General features: G+C 63.3%; 25 protein-coding genes and 1 tRNA gene. 16 read left to right on the top strand and 10 right to left on the bottom strand.

Annotation, left to right across the window (positions count from 1 at the left end; all coding sequences use genetic code 11):
• Window positions 1-35: 35 nt before the first annotated feature.
• Window positions 36-566 (bottom strand): methylated-DNA--[protein]-cysteine S-methyltransferase, encoded by a 531-nt coding sequence (locus CMI59_RS15355; protein WP_293329107.1) that lies wholly within the window; start codon window positions 564-566, stop codon window positions 36-38.
• Window positions 563-2,110 (bottom strand): AlkA N-terminal domain-containing protein, encoded by a 1,548-nt coding sequence (locus CMI59_RS16930; RefSeq protein ID WP_339613968.1) that lies wholly within the window; start codon window positions 2,108-2,110, stop codon window positions 563-565. Before CMI59_RS16930 ends, CMI59_RS15355 begins: the two co-directional genes overlap by 4 nt.
• A 225-nt stretch (window positions 2,111-2,335) precedes the next feature.
• Between CMI59_RS16930 and CMI59_RS15340 the strand changes: the two genes are divergently transcribed.
• The 4 genes from CMI59_RS15340 (at window position 2,336) to CMI59_RS15325 (ending at window position 6,384) form a co-directional block, all read left to right on the top strand.
• The gene (locus CMI59_RS15340) at window positions 2,336-3,649 is read left to right on the top strand and encodes an MFS transporter (protein ID WP_293329106.1); all 1,314 of its coding nucleotides are present in this window, start codon (window positions 2,336-2,338) and stop codon (window positions 3,647-3,649) included.
• 155 nt (window positions 3,650-3,804) lie between these two features.
• Window positions 3,805-4,245, top strand: coding sequence for a group III truncated hemoglobin (locus CMI59_RS15335; protein WP_293329105.1), 441 nt, complete (start codon window positions 3,805-3,807; stop codon window positions 4,243-4,245).
• Window positions 4,246-4,319: 74 nt separating this feature from the next.
• On the top strand, window positions 4,320-5,336 hold the full coding sequence (locus CMI59_RS15330) for a zinc-dependent alcohol dehydrogenase family protein (RefSeq protein WP_293329118.1): 1,017 nt from the start codon (window positions 4,320-4,322) through the stop codon (window positions 5,334-5,336).
• A 79-nt stretch (window positions 5,337-5,415) separates the two neighbouring features.
• Window positions 5,416-6,384 carry a substrate-binding domain-containing protein gene (locus CMI59_RS15325; RefSeq protein ID WP_293329104.1) on the top strand — a complete coding sequence of 323 codons (969 nt, stop codon included), beginning with the start codon at window positions 5,416-5,418 and terminating at the stop codon, window positions 6,382-6,384.
• A gap of 303 nt (window positions 6,385-6,687) precedes the next feature.
• On the opposite strand, the gene CMI59_RS15320 is transcribed toward CMI59_RS15325, so the two are convergent.
• A complete protein-coding gene (locus CMI59_RS15320) occupies window positions 6,688-8,061 on the bottom strand; it encodes a porin (protein WP_293329103.1) in 1,374 nt (457 codons plus the stop codon).
• Window positions 8,062-8,659: 598 nt separating this feature from the next.
• On the opposite strand from CMI59_RS15320, the gene CMI59_RS15315 reads away from it, so the two are divergent.
• Together CMI59_RS15315 and CMI59_RS15310 are read left to right on the top strand one after the other, a co-directional pair.
• On the top strand, window positions 8,660-9,340 hold the full coding sequence (locus CMI59_RS15315) for a Crp/Fnr family transcriptional regulator (RefSeq protein ID WP_293329102.1): 681 nt from the start codon (window positions 8,660-8,662) through the stop codon (window positions 9,338-9,340).
• Window positions 9,341-9,381: 41 nt separating this feature from the next.
• Window positions 9,382-10,047 carry a hemolysin III family protein gene (locus tag CMI59_RS15310; RefSeq protein WP_293329101.1) on the top strand — a complete coding sequence of 222 codons (666 nt, stop codon included), beginning with the start codon at window positions 9,382-9,384 and terminating at the stop codon, window positions 10,045-10,047.
• 81 nt (window positions 10,048-10,128) lie between these two features.
• Here CMI59_RS15310 and CMI59_RS15305 read toward each other — a convergent pair whose 3' ends face one another.
• From CMI59_RS15305 to CMI59_RS15295, 3 genes are all read right to left on the bottom strand, one after another.
• The gene (locus tag CMI59_RS15305; RefSeq protein ID WP_293329100.1) at window positions 10,129-10,626 is read right to left on the bottom strand and encodes a YHS domain-containing (seleno)protein; all 498 of its coding nucleotides are present in this window, start codon (window positions 10,624-10,626) and stop codon (window positions 10,129-10,131) included.
• Between the two features lie 161 nt (window positions 10,627-10,787).
• Window positions 10,788-11,000 (bottom strand): hypothetical protein, encoded by a 213-nt coding sequence (locus CMI59_RS15300; RefSeq protein WP_293329099.1) that lies wholly within the window; start codon window positions 10,998-11,000, stop codon window positions 10,788-10,790.
• A 53-nt stretch (window positions 11,001-11,053) separates the two neighbouring features.
• Window positions 11,054-11,521 carry a nuclear transport factor 2 family protein gene (locus CMI59_RS15295; protein WP_293329098.1) on the bottom strand — a complete coding sequence of 156 codons (468 nt, stop codon included), beginning with the start codon at window positions 11,519-11,521 and terminating at the stop codon, window positions 11,054-11,056.
• Window positions 11,522-11,727: 206 nt separating this feature from the next.
• On the opposite strand from CMI59_RS15295, the gene CMI59_RS15290 reads away from it, so the two are divergent.
• From CMI59_RS15290 to CMI59_RS15270, 5 genes are all read left to right on the top strand, one after another.
• Window positions 11,728-12,288 carry a TetR family transcriptional regulator gene (locus CMI59_RS15290; RefSeq protein ID WP_293329097.1) on the top strand — a complete coding sequence of 187 codons (561 nt, stop codon included), beginning with the start codon at window positions 11,728-11,730 and terminating at the stop codon, window positions 12,286-12,288.
• A gap of 81 nt (window positions 12,289-12,369) precedes the next feature.
• Entirely contained in the window at window positions 12,370-12,900 is a 531-nt protein-coding gene (locus CMI59_RS15285; protein ID WP_293329096.1) for a flavin reductase family protein, read from the top strand.
• Between the two features lie 157 nt (window positions 12,901-13,057).
• Window positions 13,058-13,462 carry a GFA family protein gene (locus CMI59_RS15280; protein WP_293329095.1) on the top strand — a complete coding sequence of 135 codons (405 nt, stop codon included), beginning with the start codon at window positions 13,058-13,060 and terminating at the stop codon, window positions 13,460-13,462.
• Between the two features lie 27 nt (window positions 13,463-13,489).
• Complete coding sequence (locus CMI59_RS15275) at window positions 13,490-14,326, top strand: SDR family oxidoreductase (RefSeq protein ID WP_293329094.1); 837 nt, start codon at window positions 13,490-13,492, stop codon at window positions 14,324-14,326.
• Between the two features lie 19 nt (window positions 14,327-14,345).
• On the top strand, window positions 14,346-14,843 hold the full coding sequence (locus CMI59_RS15270; protein WP_293329093.1) for an SRPBCC family protein: 498 nt from the start codon (window positions 14,346-14,348) through the stop codon (window positions 14,841-14,843).
• Window positions 14,844-14,854: 11 nt separating this feature from the next.
• Here CMI59_RS15270 and CMI59_RS15265 read toward each other — a convergent pair.
• A tRNA-Arg gene (locus CMI59_RS15265) sits at window positions 14,855-14,931 on the bottom strand.
• Between the two features lie 328 nt (window positions 14,932-15,259).
• Between CMI59_RS15265 and CMI59_RS15260 the strand changes: the two genes are divergently transcribed.
• Window positions 15,260-15,772, top strand: coding sequence for a PAS domain-containing protein (locus CMI59_RS15260; protein WP_293329092.1), 513 nt, complete (start codon window positions 15,260-15,262; stop codon window positions 15,770-15,772).
• 36 nt (window positions 15,773-15,808) lie between these two features.
• On the opposite strand, the gene CMI59_RS15255 is transcribed toward CMI59_RS15260, so the two are convergent.
• Window positions 15,809-16,825, bottom strand: coding sequence for an ABC transporter ATP-binding protein (locus tag CMI59_RS15255; protein WP_293329091.1), 1,017 nt, complete (start codon window positions 16,823-16,825; stop codon window positions 15,809-15,811).
• A gap of 255 nt (window positions 16,826-17,080) precedes the next feature.
• Here CMI59_RS15255 and polA point away from each other — a divergent pair, with 255 nt between their 5' ends.
• The 3 genes from polA (at window position 17,081) to CMI59_RS15240 (ending at window position 21,427) form a co-directional block, all read left to right on the top strand.
• Window positions 17,081-19,948: a DNA polymerase I gene (gene polA / locus CMI59_RS15250; RefSeq protein WP_293329117.1), complete on the top strand. Its 2,868-nt coding sequence runs from the start codon at window positions 17,081-17,083 to the stop codon at window positions 19,946-19,948.
• A 22-nt stretch (window positions 19,949-19,970) separates the two neighbouring features.
• Window positions 19,971-21,041, top strand: a complete 1,071-nt coding sequence (locus CMI59_RS15245) for a hypothetical protein (RefSeq protein ID WP_293329090.1) — start codon at window positions 19,971-19,973, stop codon at window positions 21,039-21,041.
• Window positions 21,042-21,169: 128 nt separating this feature from the next.
• Window positions 21,170-21,427, top strand: a complete 258-nt coding sequence (locus CMI59_RS15240) for a hypothetical protein (RefSeq protein WP_293329089.1) — start codon at window positions 21,170-21,172, stop codon at window positions 21,425-21,427.
• A gap of 92 nt (window positions 21,428-21,519) precedes the next feature.
• Here CMI59_RS15240 and CMI59_RS15235 read toward each other — a convergent pair whose 3' ends face one another.
• Window positions 21,520-23,133, bottom strand: coding sequence for a phosphoenolpyruvate carboxykinase (locus CMI59_RS15235; protein ID WP_293329088.1), 1,614 nt, complete (start codon window positions 23,131-23,133; stop codon window positions 21,520-21,522).
• Window positions 23,134-23,452: 319 nt separating this feature from the next.
• Entirely contained in the window at window positions 23,453-24,955 is a 1,503-nt protein-coding gene (locus tag CMI59_RS15230; protein WP_293329087.1) for a M20 family peptidase, read from the bottom strand.
• Between the two features lie 262 nt (window positions 24,956-25,217).
• On the opposite strand from CMI59_RS15230, the gene CMI59_RS15225 reads away from it, so the two are divergent.
• A complete protein-coding gene (locus CMI59_RS15225) occupies window positions 25,218-25,925 on the top strand; it encodes a response regulator transcription factor (protein ID WP_293329086.1) in 708 nt (235 codons plus the stop codon).
• Window positions 25,926-26,102 lie beyond the last annotated feature (177 nt).

Below are 26,102 nucleotides of genomic sequence, written 5' to 3'. Positions count from 1 at the left end.
CCTTTCATGAATCGCTTGAAGCGAGTCTAGCGGAATCAGAGTGGCAGTAACATCTCTCCGTTCAAGGATTTTTTTGCGCCTTCATGGACGAGCAGCCATTGTTTCGTCTCGATACCCCCGCCAAAGCCGGTGAGCTTGCCATTGGCGCCGATCACGCGATGGCACGGCACGATGACGGGAACCGGGTTCTGCCCGTTGGCAAGCCCTACGGCGCGTACCGCTTTGGGATTGCCGATCTGTCTGGCGATGTCGCCATAGCTGCGCGTCTCCCCGAAGGGGATGGTGAGAAGCGCCGACCAGACGCTGCGCTGGAAATCCGTGCCCTGCATGTCGAGCGCGATGCCGGAAAACTCTTTCCGTTTGCCGGTGAAATATTCCTCAAGCGCGGCGCGCGTCGCAGCGAGATGTTTTTGCGCCCCGGCGCTGCCTTGCCTTTCGGGCCAGGCGGTCTGCTTGTTGGGGAACAGCAGCACGCACAACCCGCGATCCGTGGCGGCGGCGCGCAACTCGCCAATCGGCGTGTCGATGACGGTCGTGGCGAGAGAAGGGTCTTCGGGGAGTTTCATGCCGCATCCTCCTTTTGGAAGGGATCGGGAATTTGCCAGAGCGCCATGGCGGCGTAGCCGCGCCAGGGCCGCCAGTGCGCCGCGCGCGCCTGCATGGCCGTTTCGCCGATCGGGTTTCCGTTTCCGGCGATCTTGCGCAATACGAGGTCGCCCGCCGGAAACGCATCCGGCTCGCCGAGCGCACGCAGCGCAATGTATTGCGCAGTCCAGTCGCCGATGCCGGGGAGTTCCTTCAGCCGGGCGACGGTTTCTTCCGGGCCGGTGCCCGCCGCGCCGTCGCCCGAAAGATCGATCCGCCGGTCGGCATGGGCGGCGGAAAGCGCCGCGATGGTTTTCATCCGCGCGCCGGTGAGCCCGATGCCGGAAAGATCGCTCGTTGCCAGCGTGGCGGGTTCCGGAAAAAGAAGCATGACGGGACCGGTCGCCCCCTCAAGCGTTGCGCCATGCGTGGCGGCGAGCCGCCCTGCGAGCGTGGTGGCGCCCTTCACCGAGACCTGCTGGCCGAGGATGGCCCGGATGGCGAGTTCATAGCCATCGAAAGCGCCGGGGATGCGCAGGCCCGGCGCAGCGGCAAGACGCGGTCCGGTGAGCTCGTCGCCTGCCAGCGCCCGGCCGATGGCGTCGGGATCGGCATCGAGGTCGAAAAGACGCTTGAGCCGCGCCACCACCATGCGCAGAGGCAGCGTGCCGCGATGCATCTGGATGCGTATGACAAGGGCATGCCGCGAGGGGTCGTCCCTCGCTTCGATGAGGCCCGCCGCCTCGCCGAGGCGGAAGCTGCGCAGATAGGTTGTCTCGCTCACCGCCTCCACGCCCGGTATGGCGCGGACCGCGAGATAGCCAAGCATGCGCGGAAAATCATAGGGCGCGCGATAGCCGAGCCGGAGCGTGATGCCGCCCTCTTCATGACGGCCGGGTCCATGGCGTCCGGGCGCATGGTCTGAGTGCTTGTTCGATTTGCGCAGCGCGCCGGGCGCGCTGCCATAGGCTTTGCGGATCGCATCGTTGAAGCGCCTGAGACTTCCATATCCGGCCGCATGGGCGATTTCGGCAATGGGAAGCTGCGTTTCGGTGAGGAGCTGTTTCGCGGTCAGCAGACGCCGGTTCGCCGCGACGGCCTGAGGTGTGGCGCCGAGCTGCGTCACGAAGAGACGCCGCAAATGCCGCCCGCCAAGGCCGAGCCTTGCGGCGAATGTCTCGACATCCTCGCGGTCGAGCGCGCCGGCCTCGATGAGGCGCAGCGCCCGGGTGACGGTGGCCTGCGTGCCTGTCCAGGCGGGCGCACCGGGGGCGGCTTCCGGGCGGCAGCGCAGGCAGGAGCGAAATCCCGCCGCTTCCGCCGCCGCCGCGCTCGGGACGAAAACGCATTGCTTCCGCCCCGGCGTCGGCGCGGGACAGACGGGACGGCAATAGATGCCGGTAGAGCGCACACAGGTGAAGAAGCGTCCGTCGAAACGGGCATCGCGTGCCGCGACCGCGCGGTAGCAAAGCTCGTCGTCGGGCAGGATCACCGTCTCGCCATCGATATGCGCCTGTTCTTCCATGCCCCCAATCTAGCGCGAACGGCTTTCCTCGGCTCGCCAAATCCGGACATGGTCGCTCCCGGTGCGGAGCGCCGCCGAAACGCCGCCGAAACGCCGGTGAAACGCGGGAGGTGACGCCAGCGTCACGATGGACGGCGGCATCTTGCCGAAACGGGAGGCGCTGTTAGGCTCGCTCCAACAGGGAATTGCCCGGTTCACGGGCTGGAGGAACTTCGGGAGGAAAATATGGAAGCTCGGCCGAGCGCGGACAGCACGACCGAGGCGCAGGGGTTTACGCCCCAGTACCGGACTTACGTTCTCGTCATTCTGACCATGGTCTACACGGTCAATTATGTAGACCGGCAGATCCTTTCCATTCTGCTGCAACCGATCAAGGACGAGCTGCTGCTCACCGATACGCAGCTCGGTTTCATCTCAGGCATCGCCTTCGCGATTTTCTATGCGACGCTGGGCATTCCGATCGCCATGCTGGCCGACCGCTGGAACCGGCGGAACGTCATCACCATCGCGCTGACGCTTTTCTCCGGCTTCACGGCGGCCTGCGCGGGCGTCACGAGTTTCTTTCAGCTCGCCGCGATGCGTGTCGGCGTGGCGGTGGGCGAGGCGGGATCGAGCCCGCCCTCGCACTCCATGATCTCGGACATGTATCCGCCGGAAAAACGCGGCGCGGCGCTGGGCGTTTTCTCGCTGGGCGTGAATTTCGGCATTCTGATCGGCTTCCTGATCGGCGGCTGGGTGTCGCAATGGTTCGGCTGGCGCGCGGCCTTTCTGGTCGTCGGCATACCGGGCATTCTGATGGCGCTGCTCGTGCGATTCACCGTGCGCGAGCCCATTCGCGGGCATTCCGAAGCGATGGTCGATAGCGGCAACGCGCCGGGCGTCTTCGAGGTGTTCCGCTTCCTCTGGGGACAGCGGTCCTTCCGCCATATCGCTTTCGGCTCGGCGCTGGCGGCATTCGTCGGCTATGGCGCGGTGGTCTGGCTGCCGGCTTTCCTGGCGCGCTCCTTCGAGCTCAATCAGGGCGTGATCGGTACCTCGCTCGCGCTCATCATCGGTATCTCCGGCGGGCTCGGCACCTATATGGGCGGCTGGCTGGGCGACCGCTTCGGCAAGAAGGACATTCGCTGGAATCTCTGGATCATCGCGATCATCTGGTTCTCCGTCGCGCCGTTCAATGTGGCGCTCTACCTCTCGGGCGACCCGGTCTGGGCGCTCGGGCTCTTCATCGTGCCGGCCTTTGCGGGCGCGGCCTATCTGGCGCCGATCCTGTCCATGACGCAGTCGCTGGTGACGCTGCGCATGCGCTCGGTCGCCTCCGCGATCCTCTTGTTCATCCTGAACATTATCGGGCTGGGGCTCGGGCCGCAGACGGTCGGTTTCCTGAGCGATGCGCTGCATCCCGAGTTCGGCGAAGAGTCGCTGCGCTATGCGCTGCTCATCACCTCTTTCGTGGGGCTTTGGGGCGCGCTGCATTTCGTGCTGGGCGCCCGCACCCTGAAGGAAGATATCGAACGGGCCAGGGTCTACGGTCAGGTCTGACAATTCGGCATGACGAGGGGCGGGCCGCCATATGCGGCCCGCCCTTTTTCATTTCCGAATATCCGACTGCAGCAGTGCGGGATTTTGCCGCGTTGTCAGGCCGCCGCGGGAGGTCCTATCTAGGGCCAGGGATATCGTCGGCAGAAGGAGCGGACATGACGCAGGAACGCGTGACGGCGCAGCGGGAGCAGCGGCTCCCGATGACGGCGACGAGCGAAGCGGAGATCGAGACGCTGGTCCGCACCTTTTACGGGCGCATCCGCGAGGACGAGATGCTGGGCCCGGTCTTCGCGCGCGTGATCGGCGAGGATTGGGAACCGCATCTGAAGAAGATGATGGATTTCTGGTCCTCGGTCATGCTCACCACGGGCCGCTATCATGGCCGCCCCATGCCCGCGCATATGCGGCTGAAGGATGTGACGCCCGCGCATTTCGACCGCTGGCTGGCGCTGTTCGGGCAGACGGTGGATGAAGTCTGCGCAGCCGAGGCCGCGCCCGCCTTCAAGGAACGCGCGCATCGTATCGCGGGCAGCCTGCAGCTCGGCATGTTCTTCAATCCCGCAACGGCGGAAGGCCGGGCCCGCGCGGCGGACTGACCCCTCCCGGTTCGTCCCTTTTCGTGGGATCATCGCAGGGAAAGGAGGGCGCAATGACCGACTTGCCCCAAACCATGCGCGCCATGGTGATGGACGCGCCGAACAAACCGCTGCGCCTGGCTGAATTGCCTGTGCCCCACCCCGGCCCGGGTGAGGTGCTGGTGAAGGTCGCGGCCTGCGGTGTCTGCCGGACCGATCTGCATGTGGTGGATGGCGAGCTGACCGAGCCGAAGCTGCCGCTCATCCCCGGCCATGAAATCGTCGGTCATGTCGCCGCGACGGGCGAGGGCGTGACGGGGTTTGAAGAAGGAAAACTCGTCGGCATTCCCTGGCTCGGCTGGACCTGCGGCGACTGCCGCTATTGCCGCAAAAGGCAGGAGAACCTCTGCGAGAGGGCACTCTTCACCGGCTATACGCGCGATGGCGGCTATGCGGAATATACCGTCGCGGATGCGCGCTACTGCTTTCCGTTGTCGGGAACGCCCGATCCGGCGGAAGCCGCGCCGCTTCTTTGCGCCGGGCTTATCGGCTACCGCTCGCTGCGCATGGCGCGTCCGACGATCGAGGGCAAGATGGGCGAAGGTGGGGGCGACATTCTCGGCATATACGGCTTCGGGGCTGCGGCACACATAGTTGCACAAGTGGCGAAAGCGGAAGGCTGGCGGCTCTTTGCTTTCGTGAAGCCGGGCGACGAGGCCGCCATCGCATTCGCCAGATCGCTGGGCGCGGAATGGGCGGGCGGATCGGACGAGATGCCGCCGGAATTGCTCGACGCCGCCATCATCTATGCGCCCGCCGGTCCGCTCGTGCCCGCTGCGCTGAAAGCCACCGCGCCGGGCGGCCGCGTCGTCTGCGCCGGCATTCACATGTCGGAGATCCCGGCTTTTTCCTACGACATTCTGTGGCGGGAACGGCCCATCCATTCGGTTGCGAACCTCACCCGGGCCGATGGCGAGGAATTCCTGAAGCTCGCGCCGCAAGTACCGGTGACGACGACGGTCGAGCGCATGAAGCTCGAAGAGGCGAATGAAGCACTGGCGCGGCTTCGCGAGGGCCGGCTCACCGGCGCCGCCGTGCTGACGATGGATTGAGGCTTATCTTCATCCCGCGGTCATACGGACTGTCGTAAGATGGCCGCATCTGTTTTTTGCCTGAGAGACTGCCGGTCCCATGAGACGATGCCCCGCCGCCCGCCTGACTGCGCTCCTGCTTGCCGGAACGGTGCTCGTGTCGAGTTTCCCCGCCTCGGCGACCATCATCGACGACCGCTACAAGCCCTATCGCGCGGTGTCCGATGTGACGGGCGATCTGCGCATAGAAGGCTCGCCCGCGCTTCGCAAATATGTGCTGCTCTGGTCCGAAGCGCTGATGGCGACCTATAAGGGCGTCAGGGCGGCAAGCCGCTTCGACGGCGACGCCCCCGCGGCCGCCGCGCTGACCGATGGCGATATCGATATCGCGGCCATGTCGCGCGAAATGAATTCGGCGGAAGAAGGCCGGTTCCGGGACGCCCATGGCTATGCGCCGACGGAAGTGCGTGTCGGCGTGGATGTGCTGACCGTTTTCGTCAACAAGGACAATCCACTCGACTGCCTGCCCATGTCGAAACTCCGCGACGCGTTCAGCGCGCCGTCGGTGACATGGGGCGATCTCGGGGCGACGGGCAATTGGGCGGCGAAGCCGGTCCTGCGGCTCGGCTACCGGCCCGGATCGAGCGAGGCCGGTTTCTTCGCCGCCAAGGTGATGGACGGACAATCCTTCGCCAGCGACATGAAAACCTTCGACAAATCGTCGGAAGTGGTCGACCGGATCGGAAAGGATGAAGGCGCTATCGGCTATGCGCCGGTCGGCTACCGGACGGGCCGCGAAAAATCGCTGCGGTTGTCGACCGACGACGGCAAATGCATCCTCGCCAACCAGATGAACGCCTATCGCCGGGACTTCCCGATCACGCGCTTTCTCTACATGTATGTGGACAAGGCGCCCGACACGCCGCTGTCCCCGCCGGTCCGGGAGTTCTTCACCTATGCCTTTTCGCTGGACGGGCAGAAGGACGCCGCGCTCGCAGGTTATTACCCGCTTCCCTATGTTTATTCCGGCCAGGAGATCGAACGGCTCGGCCTGAAGCGGCTGGACTGACAAAACTCACCGGGTCATCCCGACATTCGAGCCGACACGAATTTTCGTGTCGAGGATTGCGTCATGCCGGGCTTGATCCGGCATCCATCAGGCGCGGAAACAATATGGACCCCGGATCAAGTCCGGGGTGACGGTCTTTGTTGCGCTTGATGAAGACGATGGGAAGCTCTGTGTCGTCGCGGTATCCAGGCCGATGCGTGGCGTCCGGATGCGCCCTGCGTCATGCCCCGGCCTTCTTCAAACAAAAAATGCCCCGGCGGTTACCCGCCGGGGCATCGTCTGACTTATCCTGCGAGGATCAGATCAGAACTTGAACTGCGTACGCAGAGCAACTGCCTGGAACTGACCGTCGGTGTTCGAGATATTGTTCTCGAGGTCGACGATCTGGTAGTTCGCTTTGAACGCGATGTTCTTGTTCGGGTACCAGTTCAGGCCGAACGTCCAGATCTTCTGTTCCTTGAAGTCGGTGCTGAACGTGTTGCCGACATCCGACAGGTCGGTGTCGGAGTAGCGTACGGCCGCTTCGAAAGCGCCCGAGCCGCCGCCGGCGAGATTGAACGGATTGGCCGGGGACACGCCCTTCATGCCGCCTTCGCCGTCGAACTTGTAGCTTTCGCCGGTGATGAGCCAGGCAGCTTCCGCATACCAGGCATCGAAGTCGTAGTCGGAGCCGGTGTTGCGGTTGACGTTGTACCAGTAGTACTCACCCGAAGCGCGGAACGGACCGGCAGCGAGCGTCAGGTCCGGGCCGTAGCCATAGACGTCGTCGACGTTGGTCATCGTGCCGGTGTTCAGCAGACGATTGGCGTCCAGACGCAGTTCCTGACGGTCGCGGAAGCGGAACGAGCCGTCATTGTTGTACTGCCAGGCACCCGACGCGCCGAGCTGCATGGAAAGCGTGTCGCCGAGCGGCTGCACGAAGGCAATACGGCCGAGGAGGTTTTCACCGCCGGCGAGCTGGCCTTCATTGTCGCCGACTTCGCCCCAGGTCTGGGACACGGCAAGGAAGAGCTGCTCGCCTTCATAGGTCACGCCGAGCATCTGACGCGAGGAACCGCCGCCGATGGAGGCCATCAGCGTGGCGGCCGTCGGATCTTCCAGGAAGGTCACGTCGTTCGACGACACGGAGTCGGCGAAGGTGAGCTTCGGCTTCGCGGCACCCCAGGTGATGCCGACATTGTCGAACCCGGCATAGGTGAGCGAGGCCTGGTGGAGCGAACCGCCACCGCCGTCGCTGGAACCGCCGAAGTCGAAGATCAGCGCGTACTTCCAGTCGTTCCAGACATGGCCCTTCACACCGAAGCGGGCACGGCGGAAGTTGATGTCGTCGTCACGGCCACCGGCGTTTTCGATGGACTGGTCGACGTCGAAATACGTGCCGGCATCCATGTGGAAGCGGCCGCGGAAGTCGAGCTTGAAGGAACCGTCGGCGGAGCGGAAGCCCGGACGACCGTTCTTGAACGTGGTGAGCACGTCGCCTTTGCGGGATTCAAGATCCTTGATCTTGTTGCCGTAGTTGATCGCGAGGTCATCGACCTTCTGCTGCAGATCGTTGATCTGCTGCTTCAGGGCATCGACATCGCCACAGCAATCCTTCGAACCGGCCTGGGCCGGAACGGCAAGGAATGCAGCAGCACCGAGAGCGGTGCCCGCAAGCAGGATATTGCGCAACGTCATGAGACGTCTCCGTGTTTAATGGGTCATTCTGATCAGGATTGCGAGCAGCGGCCGTACCGCCTAACGCCCCCCATGCCCGTCGCTAATAAGGGGCCTCTGTGACGGTTCCTTACGGGTTTTATGACGGAAGAATGACAGGGCGGGGGTGTGGCATTCCCGCATGTCCCGCGTGCCGCTTCTCCCCCGCCGGGGCGGCGGTTCCCTGCCGGAAATTCTCGTTTCGCGCGGAAAGGGCGGGGGGTCGGAGGGTGCGGCGGAAATGCAACTATTGTGAGTGTTTGTGAAAACCGCCCGGCGGCTCCGGGTGCAGGAGCGGTTTTTTCGCGTGGCGGGGGCGTCGGGATCGCAGGGCGCGGCGGCTATGCGGCGCGCCTGGTTTCGCGGCAGGACGCAGACATCCTTGAAGTCCGGGGAAAAGGTGTAAATTCTGGGAAGCGGCGGTATATCTCCCGCAGACGAATCGCGCCGGCCCGATCGGGTATTCGGCATCGAAGGAAAAATTCGGCCGATACTCAGGCCGGGAATGAAGAAGCAGAAGTTGACGTCACAGCCTCCCCGAAACTGTCAGTCCTGTCCGGTCCGCAAGCAGGCGCTCTTCATGCCGCTCGACCAGGAGGAACTGGAGGCCATCCAGTCCGTGAGAACGGGTACCCGCCATGTCCGGGCGGGAGAGGTGATCCTCGATCACGATACCAACGGCGAAGAGAGCATGACGCTGTTCTCCGGATGGGCCATGCGCCAGCGGGCGCTGGAAAGCGGCAGGGTACAGATCACCTCGTTTCTGATGGCGGGGAGCTTCATCGACGCCGACTTCGAGCTTGCCAATGGCGATGGCTACTCCATCGAGGCGATTACGGATGTCGAATTGTGCGTCTTCTCCACCGGGGATCTGAAGAAACGGTTCGGCGAGAACGCCGTTCTCTCTCGCGCCCTGGCGACGCTGGCGCAATCGGAAGAGGCTTTGCTGTTCGAGCATATGACCGATATCGGCCGCCGCACCGCCATGGAGCGCCTCGCCCATTTCCTGCTCGAAACCCATACGCGGCAGAAAATGCTGGGCATGGCGGGTAATGACTATTGCTCCTTTCCGCTTCGCCAGCGCCATCTTGCCGATGCGATGGGCCTTTCCTTGGAGCATGTGAACCGCATGCTGAAAGAGCTGAAGGACAAGGGGTGGGCCAGCATCGCGGATGGCCGCCTCTACATCCTGGACTTTTCAGGCCTGAGCCGATATTGCGATTTCGACGACAGCTATCTGAGGCCCCGGCCGATCTTTTGACCGCCCCAGGGAAGGGGTCGAGGGAAGGGATTGCGCAAAGCATGAGCGCCGCCGAAAAACCTCCTGTCAGAACGCCCGCCCGCGCGGAGCTTCGCACGGATACCGTCATTCATGTGCTGGGCGTGGGCGCGAGCGTGGCGGGCGGCGTCTGGCTGATCGCCTATACGGCGGCGCAAGGCAGCGCGACGCTGGTGACGGGGGTCGTCATCTATGCGCTGTCGCTCTGCGCCGCGCTCACCTTTTCCGCGCTCTACAACACGATCTCGCATGGGGGCGCGAAGGAGATTTTGCGCCGCTTCGACCATTCGGCGATCTTCCTGCTCATCGCGGGCACCTATTCGCCCTTCATGCTGGCCGATATCGGCGATCCCTGGGTCGCCACGGTTTACGCGCTGCTGCTGACAGCGGCGGTGACGGGCATCGCCATCAAATTCACCATGCCGCGCCGCTTCGATCGGCTGGCGATCCTGCTCTATCTCGCCATGGGCTGGAGCGGGGCCTTTATTCTGGGGCCGCTGTCGGATGTGATGAACGCGCACGTGCTGACGCTCATCGCGATCGGCGGCGCGCTCTATTCGATCGGCGTCATCTTCCATGTCTGGGAGAGGCTACCCTTCCAGAATGCGATCTGGCACGCCTTCGTGCTGGCCGCCGCCGTCTGCCATTTCGGCGCGGTGACCGCCTTTGCGGAGGGGCAGCTCCTTTAACGCACATGGGCAGTAAAACGGGCGGCGCCCGTGAAGGTGCCGCCCGCTGTATTGAGACGTGGCCGCTCGAGATGGCCGGCGTCAGCCGCCATTGACCTTGGAGACGGCGACGTGGTGCATGCCAGGCCAGTTCTTCTCGGCCTTTTCCAGAGTGCCGGCCTTGTCGTCTTTGTACTTTTCGAACGCCACTTCATTCAGGAAGAGATAGAGCTTGCCGTCGACGATGTCGGCAAAATGGGGGTTTGCGTCGAGCTTCTTGCCGATGGCGACACCGAAGGCGCAGAAGCCGCCATACTGCGGCATGTAGCGTTCCGGGTCCGCCGCGAACTGCTTCATCGTTTCCTTCGACGAGAAATAATAGGCGACGCCGTCGCGCTCCACGGTGAACTTGGCGGTACCGGGCAGGACGTCGAGGCCGGTGGCGAGCGCCACCGCGTCGTCGCCGCGCAGCGCGATGCCCGCATTGGTGAGCGTCGTGCCCGTGGAAACATTGTATTCGTCGACCGCGAAGGCGGAGCTGGAGGCGAAGAGAGCGCCGGCGAGAGTGGCCGTGGCGATGAGGGTGTTGATGGTCTTCATGTCGTTGGTCCTTTCGGTTTTGCCGCGAGGGTGCGGGGTTTGCTTTGCCGGGTTCGGCGATTTCGGCGCGCAGCCGTCCGTAGACGGAGCGTATCTGCGCGTCCGAACTGGTGGGTCCCGCTCTCGCGCGACCTTTGTCTGTGAAAATCGGCACCGGAAAACTACCGGTGCAGCGTGCCGGTCTTCTCGACCGTTTCGTCTGTGCTCCAGACGGCATTTGCCGTCATGCGGGCATCCAGCAGCGCGACGGGTCGGTCGTCGCGCGGGGATCTATCGGCGCGCGCAAGCGCAGCGAGGCTCATGGCCAGGAAGACCTCGCGGTCGAAGACGGTGCCATGGCGATCGACATGGAAGTGGTGGTGTCGGGTCTTCATCTCGTTTCTCCTGTGGCAGCCCTTACCGGTGACGGCCGGTTGGCGGTCGGGGGTCAAAGGCCGAGCTCGGAAAGGCCGGGGTGGTTTTCGGGGCGGGGGCCGAGGGGCCAGCGGAACAGCCGGTCGGCTTCATCAATGGGCAGGTCGTTGATCGAGGCGCGGCGCACCGCCATCAGCCCGTCGGGGGCGAACTCCCAGTTCTCGTTGCCATAGGCCCGGAACCACTGGCCCTCGGGCGTGACGGCCTCATAGGCGAAGCGCACGGCGATGCGCGCGCCGTCGAAACTCCACAGCTCCTTGATGAGGCGGTAGTCGAGTTCGGTGAGCCATTTGCGGGTCAGAAAGGCTTCGATCTCCGCGCGGCCCGTCAGGAACTCGCTGCGGTTCCGCCAGGCGCTGTCCGGTGTGTAGGCGGCTGCGACCTTGGCCGGGTCGCGGCTGTTCCAGGCGTTCTCGGCGGCTCGGACCTTCGCATTGGCGGATACCCGGTCGAAGGGCGGGAAGGGGGCGCGGGGGGACATGGCGGCTCTCCAAGATGAACTGATCTGTACACTTTCATCGGGAATATGAACAGATCGGTAAGGTTTAGCAAGCCCGTTTCTTCAGAAAAATTATGGGAAGTGTCTAAGCGTTATGTAATACGTTGTTTTATATGGATAAAAAATTTGCGCCTTGAGGTTCCGCCACCTGATAGATATATACAGATCAGTTCAGAATGAGAGGTCGAATGCGTCCGAGTAAGCGAGACGAACTGGTCCGGAGGGCCCTGAATATCTTCTACCGGGAAGGATTCCACGCGACCGGCATGGACCTTCTGTCGGGTGAAACCGGCATCTCCAAGACCACCATGTTCAAGCACTTCCACAGCAAGGACGAGCTGATCCTGGCGGTCCTTCGGCTGCGCGATCAGGACTTCCGCACATGGCTGTTTCGCCGGATGGAGGAGGCGGGCGAGCCCCGGGCCCAGCTGCTCGCCATGTTCGACGCACTGGCGGAATGGTTCGCCAAGCCCGATTTCCGCTCCTGCATGTTCATCAAGGCCGCTTCGGAATATCCCGATCCCGACCACCCCATTCATGTGCAGTCGGCCGAACACAAGCGCATGCTGTTCAGGCAGTTGCAGGCGATTGCCGCCGAGGCCGGGGCGAAAGATCCCGCGGGCCTTGCGCGGGCCCTGCTGCTTTTGAAGGAAGGCGCCATCGTGACGGCGCATCTGGGCCATGAGGCGGATCCCGCGGGCGACGCCAAGGCCGTTGCGGAAAAGCTCATCTCCGCTGCGCTGGATTGAGCCCGCGCGCGCTGTAAGCTGCCTGCTGGAGCTGCGATCAGGCCCGGCTTTGCCGATGTGCCGCTTATCCAGGAGGCCCGCATGAAGGCGTTTCCGCTCTCTTCCGTCTATCAGTTGCTGGAGCCGGGCCCGGTGGTGCTTCTCGCCACGGCGCAGCGCGGCACCCCCAATGTGATGACCATGTCCTGGCACATGATGATGGAATTCACGCCGCCGCTGATCGCCTGTGTGGTGAGCGACGGCGATTACAGCTTCAAGGCGCTGAAGGCCACGCGCGAATGCGTCATCGCCATTCCGCCCGTGGAGATGGCCGAAACGGTCGTCGGGATCGGGAACTGCTCGGGCCGGGATACCGACAAGTTCGAAACCTTCGGCCTGAAGACGAAGCCGGCGGAAACGGTCGGCGCGCCGCTCATCGCCGGATGCATCGCCAATCTTGAATGCCGCGTCGTGGATACGCGGCTCGTGAACAAATACTGCCTCTTCGTGCTGGAAGCGGTGAAAGCCTGGCACGAGCCGAAGCGGAAGAACGCCAAAACCATCCACCACAAAGGCTATGGCCGCTTCGCCGTGGACGGAGACATCATCACGCTGAAATCGAAAATGCCGTAGGCGCGCCGGGGCATCGAAAAAACTCAAGGCCCTTGCCGTAGCGTTCGTGCGTCATAGGGAGGGACCTTGCGCGCTTGTCCTTTACGCACGCCCGATCCGCCGTGAATAATGTGCAAAACGAAAAGCATGTCGCGAGCGCGACCGAGGGAGGATCAAGATGACGAAACTCAAAGGGCAATGCCTGTGCGGACAGTTCTCCTATGAGAGCAGCGCCGAACCTGTGGCGACGATGGTCTGTCACTGCAAGAACTGCCAGCGCCAGAGCGGCGCGGCCTTTTCCGTCAATGTCATCGTCCCGGCGGATGCGCTGACGATGAAAGGCGAGCTGAAGCGCTTCGACGACAAGGCCGATAGCGGCAATATCGTGGTGCGCGAATTCTGCGCGGAGTGCGGCTCGCCGATCTTCTCCCGGCTCTCGGTCAATGAGGCGATTGCGATCATCAAGGCGGGCACGCTCGACGATACCTCCATGGTGACGCCCGGCGTGGAAATCTGGTGCGACAGCAAGCAGGACTGGGTTGCGCCGATCGCGGACGCGCGCTTCCCCCAAAATCCGTCCTGACTTCGCCGCACCGAAGGAGATACTCCGATGACGGATCATATCCGTGGAAAGACGATTGTCGTCACCGGCGCGGCGGGCGGCTTCGGCAGGCTCGTCGCCCAGAAGGCGGCGGCGCGCGGCGCCAATCTCGTGTGCGGCGACGTGAACGAGGAAGGGCTTGCCGAAACGGTGAAGCTCATCGCCGATGCGGGCGGCACGGCCTCGGCCAAGACAACCGACGTCACCGATCTGGCCGCCATGAAGGCGCTCGTCTCCCATGCGGTGGACACGCATGGCGAGATCGACGTGATGATCAACAATGCGGGCGTCATGCCGCTGGCCTTCTTTGCCGATCATGAGGCGGCGGCGGGCGCATGGGGCAAATGCATCGACATCAACATCAAGGGCGTGATGAACGGCATCATCGCCGCCTATGACCCGATGATGGCGCAGGGCCGCGGCCATGTGATCAATATTTCATCGATCTACGGCAATTTCCCCGTGCTCGGCGCCGCCGTTTACGGCGCGTCGAAATCGGCGGTGAACTTCCTGTCGGAATCGCTGCGCGTGGAAGCGGCGGGCAAGATCAAGGTGACGATCGTGAAGCCGACCGGCGTGCCCGCGACAGGCCTTTCCGGCGGCGTGGTGAACCCGGAAGCCGTGGCGGGCATTCTCGGCCAGAACACGGTGACCTACACCGAGAGTATGATGGCGATCCTCGGGGGCCAGGTGCAGGACGACCGGGTGAACCCGGACAGCACCGCCTATGCGGTGCTCAATCCCGGCTATATCGCCGATGCCGTCATCACCGCCATCGACACGCCCTGGGGCGTTTCGCTCGGCGACATCACGGTGCGCGCCGCGGGAGACGGATACATTCTTTGATATGGCAGGAGAGACGGCGATGGCGCAGAAGCTGAAGCAGCATGAAAAGGTGGGCGAGGAATTCCTGTCGGCGGACACGACCCCGCCCGATGCGACGCACCGCTTTCCCTTTCCCGCCGACATGGTCTGGGCCGCCCTCCTCGATGCGAAGGCCTGGACGGAATGGCTGCCGCTCACCGGCGTGACATGGACGAGCCCGGAGCCCTTCGGCGTCGGCACCACGCGCATTGTGGAAGCGGGCAAGGCGGCCATCGAGGAAAGCTTCTACGCCTGGGAGGAAGGTCGCCGCATGGCCTTCCGCTTCGAGCGCAGTCCCCTGCCCATCAAGGCCGGCGCGGAAGACTACCGCGTGGTCGAGACGCCCGAAGGCTGCGAACTGCAATGGTGGGGCAAGGCGAAAGCCATCTTCCCGCTCGGCTGGCTCGTCACCCGCCAGCTCCGCGCTGGCCTGAAAAAAGGCATGCCCGACCTCGAAGCCCTGATCGCCAAGGACCCGGAGCGGTTCAAGCGCGGTTGATGAGGGAGAAATGGCGCACCCGTCAGGATTCGAACCTGAGACCTCTGCCTTCGGAGGGCAGCGCTCTATCCAGCTGAGCTACGGGTGCCCGGTATGAACCGGCGGGCTCGGTGAGAGCCCTTGGGGCGCGCAATATGCCCCGAAATGCGCGGCGGAAGATAGCCCAAAACCCCCGGACGCACAACGAAATGACCGGAAAATGCCGAGGGAATGCCCGGGGAATGCTGAGAGAATGCCGGGGAGATCCAAAGAACATGCGCCCCGGACCGCTCGCGGCAAGCCGCTTTCGCATGTTGGGCCACCTTGCGAGTGTGGTAGAAGGGGCATGGGCGAAGATGGGCGCTTCCGGCCGTGCGAAACGATGAAGGCTGCGCTGACATTCCCCTCATGATGCGTCGGAAGAAAGTCAGTATCACATGTCCGAGCCGATCCGGCTGGCCCCCTTCGATGTCTTTGTCGACCCCTTGCTGGGCTTCCACGATCGCCGCCTGCGCGAGATGCAGGCCTATTGGGACGGCAAGCGGCAGGGCCGGGCCATGCCGGCTCGGGCGGATGTGAGCCCGGCGGAAATCGTGTCCCACCTGCCAAGCGTCTTTCTGGTGAATGTGGCGCCGCCCATGCTGAACCCGGAAGATTTCACGGTCCGGCTGATGGGAACGGCGCTGAACGAATTATTCGCGCATGACTTCACGGGAAGAAGCTTTGCCGAGGTGCTGTCGGCCAAACCGTCATCGGCCTTCTGCAAGCTCTTCGGCATCGTCGCGCAATTGCGCCGCCCTATCCGCATCTACGGTCATGCCCGCTTCGCGCCGGGCGGGCAGGTGACGGAGGTCGAAGGCGTGCTGCTGCCGCTCTCCGGGCAGAATGGCGGCGACACGGTGGGGCTCGTCATGGGCGAACTGGTGAAGCGCGCCTCGTCGGGGCGCTGACTGTCGGGGCGCTAACTAAAGTCCGTCTTCCCAGCGTCAGTTCCCGGCGCCATGCGCGCCCGAGGTGAGCTGCAGGAACACGTCTTCCAGATCCGATTCCTCGGTCGAGATATCCGCGATCTCCAGCCCCTCGGCGGAAAGCTGGGCGAGGATCGACATGGCGCTCACCTCGACGGGGTTGTACTGGATGTCGAGCGACCCGTCGGGGCGCAACGTCACCTTCATGTCTTCCAGCGAGGCGGGAATCTGGTCCAGCGGCGAGGCCGCGCGCACGATGAGGCGCTTTTCGCTGATTCGCGACAGCAGCGTCTGGGTCGGCTCGCAGGCCACCACCTCGCCATGATTGATGATGGCGATCTGGTCGCAAAGCGACTGGGCCTCTTCCAGGTAATGGGTGGTGAGTACGATGGTTGTGCCTTGCGCATGAAGCTCCTGCACATAGTCCCAGAGCTGCTTGCGAAGCTCGATGTCGACGCCCGCCGTCGGCTCGTCGAGAATGAGCACGGGCGGATTATGCACCATGGCCTTGGCGACGAGCAGCCGCCGCCGCATGCCGCCCGAGAGGGTCCGCGCATAGGCATGCGCCTTGTCGTCGAGCCCCATGGCTTCCAGGATTTCCATGGTGCGTCGTTCCGATTTCGGCACGCCGTAAAGCCCGGCCTGCATCTCCAGCGCCTCGGCCGGCGTGAAGAAGGGGTCGATATTGAGCTCCTGCGGCACCACGCCGATGGAGGCGCGTGCGCTGCGCGGATTGACGTCGGTATCGAAGCCCCAGATGGACGCCGAGCCGGACGTCTTGATGACGAGACCGGCGAGAATGTTGATGAAGGTCGATTTGCCCGCGCCATTGGGGCCCAGCAGGCCGAAAATGGAGCCGCGCGGAATGTCGAGATCGATCCCCTTCAGCGCTTCCTTGGCGGGCTGCCCGCCCGACGCCTTGTAGACCTTGCGCAAGGCCCGCGCCGAAATGGCCGAAACCGGCTCGCTCGCGACCTCTTCGGAGGGCATGCGGCGGTCGATCGTGTTTTCGGTTTCGGCGAGCGTATCGGCCATGGGAGGACCCTTCTCGTTTCTGGTCTCGTTTCCGGTGCTTTCGGAAAGGCGGGAGCGGCGGTGGCCCGCCCCGGTGAAAGCGTTATATTGGCGGCCTGAAATGGCGGGCCCTTGTGTCGGGCTCTTTATCGCTGTGTCGGGGGCGCGGATAATGCCATGAGTACCCCTTAGATAGGAAGGCAGGCGTCTGTGACAAGCGGCAAGAAGGCGAGCGGGAAGACGGAAGAGGCGGGGAGTGCGCCGGAAAAGCGCGCCATCGGCAAGGGCAGCCACCTCTTTCTGGTGGACGGCTCGGGCTATCTTTTCCGCGCTTATCACGCGCTGCCGCCGCTGACGCGGAAATCCGACGGGCTGCCGGTGGGCGCCGTCTCCGGCTTCTGCAACATGCTCTACAAGCTGCTGGAGGATACGAAGGACGAATTCGACCCCAGCCATCTTGCGGTTATTTTCGACGCCTCCGGCAAGACCTTCCGCAACGACATCTATCCCGAGTACAAGGCGAACCGGCCCGAGCCGCCCGAAGACCTGAAACCGCAATTCGCGCTGGTGCGCGACGCGGTGCGTGCCTTCTCCGTGCCTTGCGTGGAAATGATGGGCTATGAGGCCGACGATCTCATCGCCACCTATGCGCGGCTTGCCGCGGAAGCGGGCGCGAAGGTCACCATCGTGTCGTCCGACAAGGATCTGATGCAGCTCGTCACCGACCAGGTCGACATGCTGGACACGATGAAGCTGAAATCGATCAGTCACGATCAGGTGGTCGAGAAATTCGGCGTGCCGCCGGAAAAGGTCGTCGATGTTCAGGCGCTGGCGGGCGACTCCGTCGACAATGTGCCGGGCGTGCCGGGGATCGGTGTCAAGACGGCGGCCCAGCTCATCGAGGAATATGGCGATCTCGAAACGCTTCTGTCGAAGGCCGAAGAGATCAAGCAGAAGAAGCGCCGCGAGAACCTGATCGAATTCGCCGAACAGGCGCGCATCTCGCGCAAGCTGGTGGAACTCGATCAGGATGTGCCCATCGACGTGCCGCTGGACGAGATGGGCACGCATGATCCCGAGCCGGAAAAGCTGATCGCCTTTTTGAAGGACATGGAGTTTTCCACCCTGACGCGCCGCGTGGGCGAGCGCTTCAATGTGGATGCGGAAGAGGTCGAGCCCGCGGGCGAGCATCCCGCCCAGAAGAAGAAAGCGGCGAGCGAAGAAAAGAAACCCTCGCGAACGCAGGAAGGCGGCGCGCCGGGCGCAACGCCCAAGGGCATCGACGTGGCATTCGATGTGTCGGCCTATGAAACCGTCACCACGCTCGACGCGCTTCAACCCTGGGTCGACAAGGCGAGGGATCAGGGCTTCGTCGCCGTCGATACCGAAACGGATTCGCTCGATGAAATGCAGGCGCGCCTCGTCGGCGTGTCGCTGGCGACCGCGCCGGGCGAGGCCTGTTACATTCCGCTCCTGCATGGCAAGGCGAGCGATGGCGGGCTCGACTTCGACGGCGGCGAGAAGGTCGAGCAGCTCGATCCGAAGGATGCGCTGAAGGCACTGAAACCGATGCTGGAGGACGCATCCGTTCTCAAGATCGGGCAGAACCTCAAATACGACATGGTGGTGCTGGCGCGTCACGGTGTGGAAGTCGGTCCCATCGACGACACCATGCATATGTCCTATGCGCTGGATGCGGGACTGCACGGGCATGGTATGGACGAGCTTGCGAACATCCATCTCGACCATCAGTGCATTCCCTTTTCCGAAGTGGCGGGCAAGGGCGAGAAGCAGATCACCTTCGATCAGGTGCCGGTAGACAAGGCGACGGAATATGCGGCGGAGGATGCCGATGTCACGCTGCGCCTCTGGATGCTCCTGAAGCCGCGCCTTGCCGGCGAACATCGCATGACGGTTTATGAAACGCTGGAACGCGCGCTGGTGCCCGTGGTGGTGGGCATGGAGCAGGCGGGCGTGAAGGTGGACAAGACGGTGCTGGCGCGCCTCTCGGCCAATTTCGCGCAGAAGATGGCGCAATATGAGGACGAGGTGTACGAGCTGGCGGGCGAGAAATTCAATATCGCCTCGCCCAAACAACTTGGCGAAATCCTGTTCGACAAGATGAGCCTCGAAGGCGGACGCAAGACCAAGACGGGCGCCTGGTCCACCGATGCCGACACGCTGGACATGCTCGCCGCGCAAGGCCACGACCTGCCGCAGCGCGTGCTGGACTGGCGCGGGCTGTCGAAGCTCAAAAGCACCTATACGGATGCGCTGCCCGAATACATCAATCCGGAGACGGGCCGCGTCCATACGAGCTATTCGCTGGCTGCGACCTCCACGGGACGCCTGGCTTCGTCCGAGCCGAACCTCCAGAACATCCCGGTACGGACGGAAGACGGGCGGCAGATCCGGACGGCCTTCGTGGCGGAGAAGGGCAACAAGCTCATTTCCGCGGACTACAGCCAGATCGAATTGAGGCTGCTCGCCCATATCGCCGATATCGAGGCGCTGAAGAAAGCCTTTGCCGAAGGGCTCGACATTCACGCCATGACGGCGAGCGAAATTTTCGACACGCCGATCGAGGGCATGGACCCGGCGGTGCGCCGCCGCGCCAAGGCGATCAATTTCGGGATCATCTACGGCATTTCCGCTTTCGGGCTGGCAAACCAGCTTGGTATTTCTCGCGGCGAGGCGGGCGAGTATATCGACCGCTATTTCAAGCGCTTTCCCGGCATCAGGGACTACATGGAAAGCACGAAGGCGTCCGTGCGCGAGAACGGCTATGTCGAAACGATTTTCGGACGGCGCGTGCATCTGCCCGGCATCAAGTCGAAGAGCCAGGCGGAAAAGAGCTTCACCGAGCGCGCGGCGATCAACGCGCCCATTCAGGGCGCCGCCGCCGATATCATCCGCCGGGCGATGATCCGCATGCCCGATGTGCTCAAACAGGCGAAGCTTAAAGCGCGCATGCTGTTGCAGGTGCATGACGAACTGATCTTCGAGGCCCCCGAGGGGGAAGCCGAAAAGACGGAGGAGAAAGTCGTCGAGGTGATGTCCGGCGCGGCGGAACCGGCGGTCAGACTTTCCGTGCCGCTGGATGTGGAGGCGCGCGCCGCCGACAACTGGAACGACGCGCATTAAGACAGGAAGACAGGTAGTCTGAATGGACGAACCGGCCGAAGCCGTGCAGGGCGACAAGACGGGACGCAGCTTCACCTGGGGAACGCGCTTCATGCAGGCGAGTCCCCTTGGTTTTACCTTCACGGCCCTCCTGATTTCGCTCCTGGTTTTTGCGAGCTTTCTGTTTTGCGTCTGGTGGAATGCGCTTCCCGTCATCGTGACGCATGATGGCGGGACCACACTTTCATATGACGCATGGACGGCGATTTGCGTGTCTTTGCTCTGGGGCGCCATTTTCGGTCTGAGCGAATATACGCGCGAGGCCGATCTCGCCGATCTGAAAATGCTGACAAGCCACGGCGTCATGGTCGACAAAAAGCATATCAGCGCGATGCAGTTCGGGCCGGATGCGAGGGGGCACAGGCGCAGCAGGGGGTTTGGCGCCATCGGGTTGGCGGTCGGTGCCGGATTCTATTGCCTTGTTTACCGGCCCGGCGGCCACCCGTTGAATCTGCTTGGCGCGACACTTACCGATTACTGGTTCGCCGCCATGACGCTTTTTTTGTTCGCCAAGATCTTCCGCAGTCTTTCCTATCTGCGTGTCCATACGAGCTTGCTGCTTCACGATCTCGATCATCGTATCAGGATCGATTTGTTCAATATTCACAGCCTTGACGCTCTGGGCCGCATCGCCCTTCGCCGGGCGCTGCCATGGGTGGTGGCAAGCGCTATCGTCTTTCTGATGTCCTTCGCGCAGACTGTATGGGTTTTGTTTGGACCGCTTTTCATCGGACTTATGCTCAGCGCCGCTCTGGTCTTCGGCCTGCCCATGTGGCGGATGCATGTCGCGATCGATCGGGCGAAAATGAAGGAACTGGATAAACTGCGCAGTGATATTGCTCAGTCCGCCGATGCTTTCAGGCAAAGCGAATGCAGTGAAACGGCTTCGCGTCTCGCGGCCCTGATCGCGCTTGAGCAGCGTCTTGAACGCGTCCGGGAATGGCCGTTGGATGTCTCAACCGTTGTTCGCTTCGGCCTCTACCTCGCCTTGCCGCTTGGGTCGTGGTTCGGCGGCGCATTGGTCGAAAAGGCGCTCGACATCCTGACGCGATGACCGCCGACAACTGGAACGACGCGCATTGATCCGCCATTTCGGGCGGGCTGGCATCGCCGCCATGTTCTCCCCATATTCGGGGGAAACACTCTTTCTGCTTGGACAAGGGAAAATCAGGAGGCCAGCCGATGGGAGACAAGGACAAGAAGGATCTCGACAAGGCCGTCGAAGGCAGTTTTCCGGCCTCGGATCCGGCGGGACTGACGCCGAAGGGCGACAAGGGCGCCGAAGCGGATGCCAAGGAGGCGGAGGAAAAAGCCCGCCGCAAGCATGACGACGACGCGGTGGACGAAGCCTCGGAAGAAAGCTTCCCCGCTTCCGACCCGCCATCCTGGACGCCGACGCATGCCGGCGACGGCCACGGCAACAGCAACAGCAAGAAATAGGCTGGACGCATTGGCCTGACGGAAAGGAATGCCGCAAAAGAAAAAGCCCGGGCCGTGAGGCCCGGGCTTTCTTTTCGGCAATGCCGGTTCTGTTATTCGGCAGCCTTCGCGGCGTTCGGCGCGGCGTCGCGCACATCCGGATCGACGTGATCCTCGAACTTCGCGAAGTTGGAGACGAACATGCCGACAAGCTTCTGGGCCTGCACGTCATAGGCGGCCTTGTCGGCCCATGTGCCGCGCGGGTCCATGATGGAGTTGTCCACGCCCGGCACGCTCACCGGCACTTCGAACCCGAAATTCGGATCGATGCGGAACTCGGCATTGTTGAGCGAGCCGTCCAGCGCCGCGGCGAGAAGCGCGCGCGTCGCCTTGATCGGCATACGGTTGCCGATGCCATAGGCACCGCCCGTCCAGCCCGTGTTCACCAGCCAGCAGGTCACGCCATGCTCGGCGATGAGGTCGCGCAGCAGGTTGCCATAGGCGGTGGGGTGGCGCGACATGAAGGGCGCACCGAAGCAGGTGGAGAAGGTCGCTTCCGGCTCGGTCACGCCCTTTTCGGTGCCCGCGACCTTCGCGGTGTAACCGGACAGGAAGTGATACATGGCCTGGCTCGGGGTCATGCGCGCGATGGGCGGCAGAACGCCGAAGGCGTCGGCCGTCAGCATGATGATGTTCTTCGGATGACCGCCCGTGCCCGTGTCGCTCGCATTCGGAATGAAGGAGAGCGGGTAGGCGCCACGGGAGTTCTCGGCCAGCGCCGCGCTGTCGAGGTCGAGCTCACGGCTGTCCTCGTCCATCACGACGTTTTCCAGCACCGTGCCGAAACGCTGCGTGGTGGCGTAGATTTCCGGCTCGGCTTCCGCGGAGAGCTTGATCATCTTCGCATAGCAGCCGCCTTCGAAGTTGAAGACGCCGTTTTCCGACCAGCCATGCTCGTCGTCGCCGATCAGCGTGCGGCTGGCTTCGGCCGACAGCGTCGTCTTGCCGGTGCCGGACAGGCCGAAGAAGATCGCCGTGTCGCCCGCCGGGCCGATATTGGCCGAGCAATGCATCGGCATCACGCGCTTGGGCGGCAGCTCGTAATTGAGCATGGAGAAGACCGACTTCTTGATTTCGCCGGCATAGGACGTGCCGCCGATGAGCACGATCCGCTTGTCGAAGTTACAGGCGATCACCGTGCCGGTGCGGCAGCCGTATTTCTCCGGATCCGCTTCGAAGCTCGGCAGGTCGATGATCGTGAACTGGGGAGAGAAGCTGTCCAGTTCTTCGGGCTTCGCCTCGATGAGCAGGTTCTGGATGAAGAGCGAGTGCCAGGCATATTCCGTGTAGACGCGGGTGGCGAGACGGTGGGTCTTGTCGGCGCCGCCGAAAAGATCCTGGACGAAGAGCTCCTTGCCTTCCGCATGCTTCAGCATGTCGGCATGGAGCGCGTCGAACGCTTCCGGCGTCATCGACTTGTTGTTGTCCCACCAGACCGTGTTTTCGGTCTCGTTGTCGCGGACGATGAACTTGTCCTGCGCCGAGCGGCCGGTGTGCACGCCGGTCTTGACGACGAAGGGGCCGTTGGCAGCGATCTGGCCCTCACCGCGGCGCACGCCTTCTTCGTAAAGGGCGGCGGGACGGTAGTTCCAGTGAGCGGCGGCGAGATTTTTGAAGCCGCTTTTGTCGACGCCGAACTTGCTGATATAGGGCCCGGTCTGTTTCACGCTTCTCTCCTCGTGGTCCTTGGCGGCCCCCATCCGGGCCGAAAGCTGATTATCTGTCCGCTTCCTCTCGCCGCAAGGCGCGGAAACGGAAACTTATCACTGTCGCGCGGCCATAGCAGGGTTGCGCGCCAAATTGGCGTCTTTTCGCCGAAAAACAGCAATTTCGGGGCCAATTTGGGCGTCATCGACTGCCCGCGCCCCGAATTTCGGCGCCAACATAGTGGGCAGCCCTGCCCTGCGCAACAGCTTTGCGAACAGCTTGCAGCCACTGCGGCGATGCGTCCGCCCACCCTTGTCCGGACGGAGGGAAGACGGGCCGCTACGAGGCCGCCTCGTCCTTTTCCGGGCCGAGTTCCTTCATCAGGCGGAGATAGAAGCCGACCGCCTCCCCCATATTCTCGACCGAAATCCGCTCATTCGTGCCGTGAAAACGAGCCAGGTCTCCGGGGCCCATGCGCACGGGAATGAAACGGAACACATTGTCGGTCAAGGGCAGGTAGTGGCGGGAATCCGTGCCTCCCACGGTCAGGTTCGGCACAGGCACGATTCCGGGGAAGCTCTCCTTCACCACCCGGGTGAGGGTGCGATAGGCCGGCCCGTTCACATTCGAAACCTTCGACGCTTCCCGAATGCCGGGGAGGGGTTCGATGTCGATCTCCGGATCGTCCACCGCCTGCGTCACGTGATCGATGATCTTTTCGGCGCTGTCGCGCGGATGGATGCGGAAATTGACCACGGCGGAGGCTTCCGGCGGCAGCACGTTTTCCTTCGTGCCGCCCTCGATGATGGTGGGCGAAATGGTGGTGTGAAGCTGCGCGGCGCCGGAGTGGCTTTTTTCCAGCGTGCCGCGCACCAGCGGCTCGAAGAGCCACATATTGGCGAAGACCATGCGGCGCAGGAACGGCACTGCGGGGGCCAGGCCTTCGATCATGTGGCGCGAGGTGCCTTCCATCTCGCTGTCGAAGGGCGCGCGGTCGAGCCGGTCGATGGCGCGCGACAGCCGCCCGATTGCGGTTTCCGCCACGGCAGGCGGCATGGAGGAGTGACCGCCCTGCGCACGGGCGGTCAGCCTGAGCGAGATGTAGCCCTTCTCCGCGACGCCGATCAGGGCCACTGGAGCCGAAACGCCGGGCAGGAGATGCTCGCCGATCACGCCGCCCTCATCCGCGACCCAGGCGAGTTCGACGCCCCGCTGCTTGAGCATCGCGGCGATCTGCGTATTGCCTTCATCGCCGCCCAGTTCCTCGTCATGCCCGAATGCGAACATCACGGTGCGCGCAGGCCGGAAGCCCTCCGAGGCCAGGAGGTTGGCCGCTTCGACCATGGCGACGAGCGATCCCTTGGTGTCGATGGTGCCGCGTCCCCACACATAGCCGCCGGCGATCTTGCCGGAAAAGGGCGGTTCCTCCCATTTGCTCTCGGTGCCGGGCACCACGGGCACCACGTCGAAATGCGACATGAGCAGGATGGGCTTCAGGGAAGGGTCGGTTCCCTTCCAGGTGAAAAGCAGGCTGTAGCCGCCCGCGATCTCGCGCGTCGTGGCTTTTGTAAAAGCCGGATAGGTCTCCGAGAGCCAGTTCCGGAAGCCCGTCATGGCCCGGTGCGAGGCGGCGATCTCCTCAGGCGCGGCGCCGGTCTGGTGGGAAACGGTCTTGAAGCGGACAGCCTCCGAAAGGTGCCGCGCGGCCTGTTCTGCGTGTGAATTGTCGGCGGAGGCGGTCTCTGCCGGCGGTAGCGGGGGGACCATGAGCGTGCGGACCACCAGCACGGCGACAAGAATGACAAAAAGGCCGGCTATGCCCAGCAGAGCACGTTTCAGCATCGGTTTCCCCCAGACGGCTGCCGCCCTTTTCGGGCGATTTGTAACGATGGGCCTAGAAGTGGCCGGGAAAGATACGGGATGTCAAACGTCGCTCTCCTCCAGCGCGTCATGGTAAGCCGCCCTCTTCGCCGGTATAATGCGGCCACATTTTGGGCCAAAAGCGACCCTAAGCCTCCTTGCTTGCCGGGGGGCGACGCGAAGAGCGGGGTAATTTGGAATGCCGGAAGGCCCAGACGAACAGAGCCAAAAGGAACGGGCAAATATGCCAACCATCGCGCTGGTTGACGACGACCGGAATATTCTGACCTCGGTGAGCATGGCGCTCGAGGCCGAGGGCTATCACGTCCAGACCTATACCGACGGCGCCGCGGCGCTGGCCGGACTTGGCGCGAATCCGCCCGATGTCGCCGTCTTCGATATCAAGATGCCGCGCATGGACGGGATGGAACTGCTGCGTCGCCTGCGCCAGAAATCCGACATGCCGGTGATCTTCCTCACCTCCAAGGACGATGAGATCGACGAGCTGTTCGGTCTCAAGATGGGCGCCGACGACTACATCAAGAAGCCCTTCTCCCAGCGCCTGCTTGTGGAGCGCGTCAAGGCGGTGCTGCGCCGGGCGCAGAACACCAAGGGCGAGGCCGCGAACGGCGGCGAGACCGAAGCGGCGGCGGTGCTGGAGCGCGGCAAGCTGCTGCTCGATCCCGACCGCCATGCCTGCACCTGGGGCGGGGAGGCGGTGGTCCTCACCGTGACGGAATTTCTGATCCTGCAGTCGCTGGCGCAGCGCCCCGGCTATGTGAAGAGCCGCGACTCGCTGATGGACGCCGCCTATGACGATCAGGTCTATGTGGACGACCGCACCATCGACAGCCACATCAAGCGGCTGCGCAAGAAGTTCAAGGAAGTCGACAAGGAGTTCGATGCGATCGAAACCCTCTATGGCGTCGGCTACCGCTACCGGGAGGCCTGAGGCCCCGCGGACGGCAATATCGCGGAAGCCCGTTAAACGCATGGCAAATGGCAAGTGTGAGCGAGGACGAGCTGTCGGATAGGGGCCAATCGCATGCGGACGACTTCCCGGCCGATGCGCATGATACCGCGCATGCGGCGGGAAAGGGCGGGGCCGGAAAGACGGGCCCGGGAGAGG

Origin of the sequence: Parvibaculum sp., from assembly GCF_002684405.1 — a bacterium.
In the GTDB taxonomy this organism is placed as follows: domain Bacteria; phylum Pseudomonadota; class Alphaproteobacteria; order Parvibaculales; family Parvibaculaceae; genus Parvibaculum.
The sequence above is the reverse complement of the archived record's forward strand: the minus strand, read 5'-3'. Positions and strand labels throughout refer to the sequence as shown.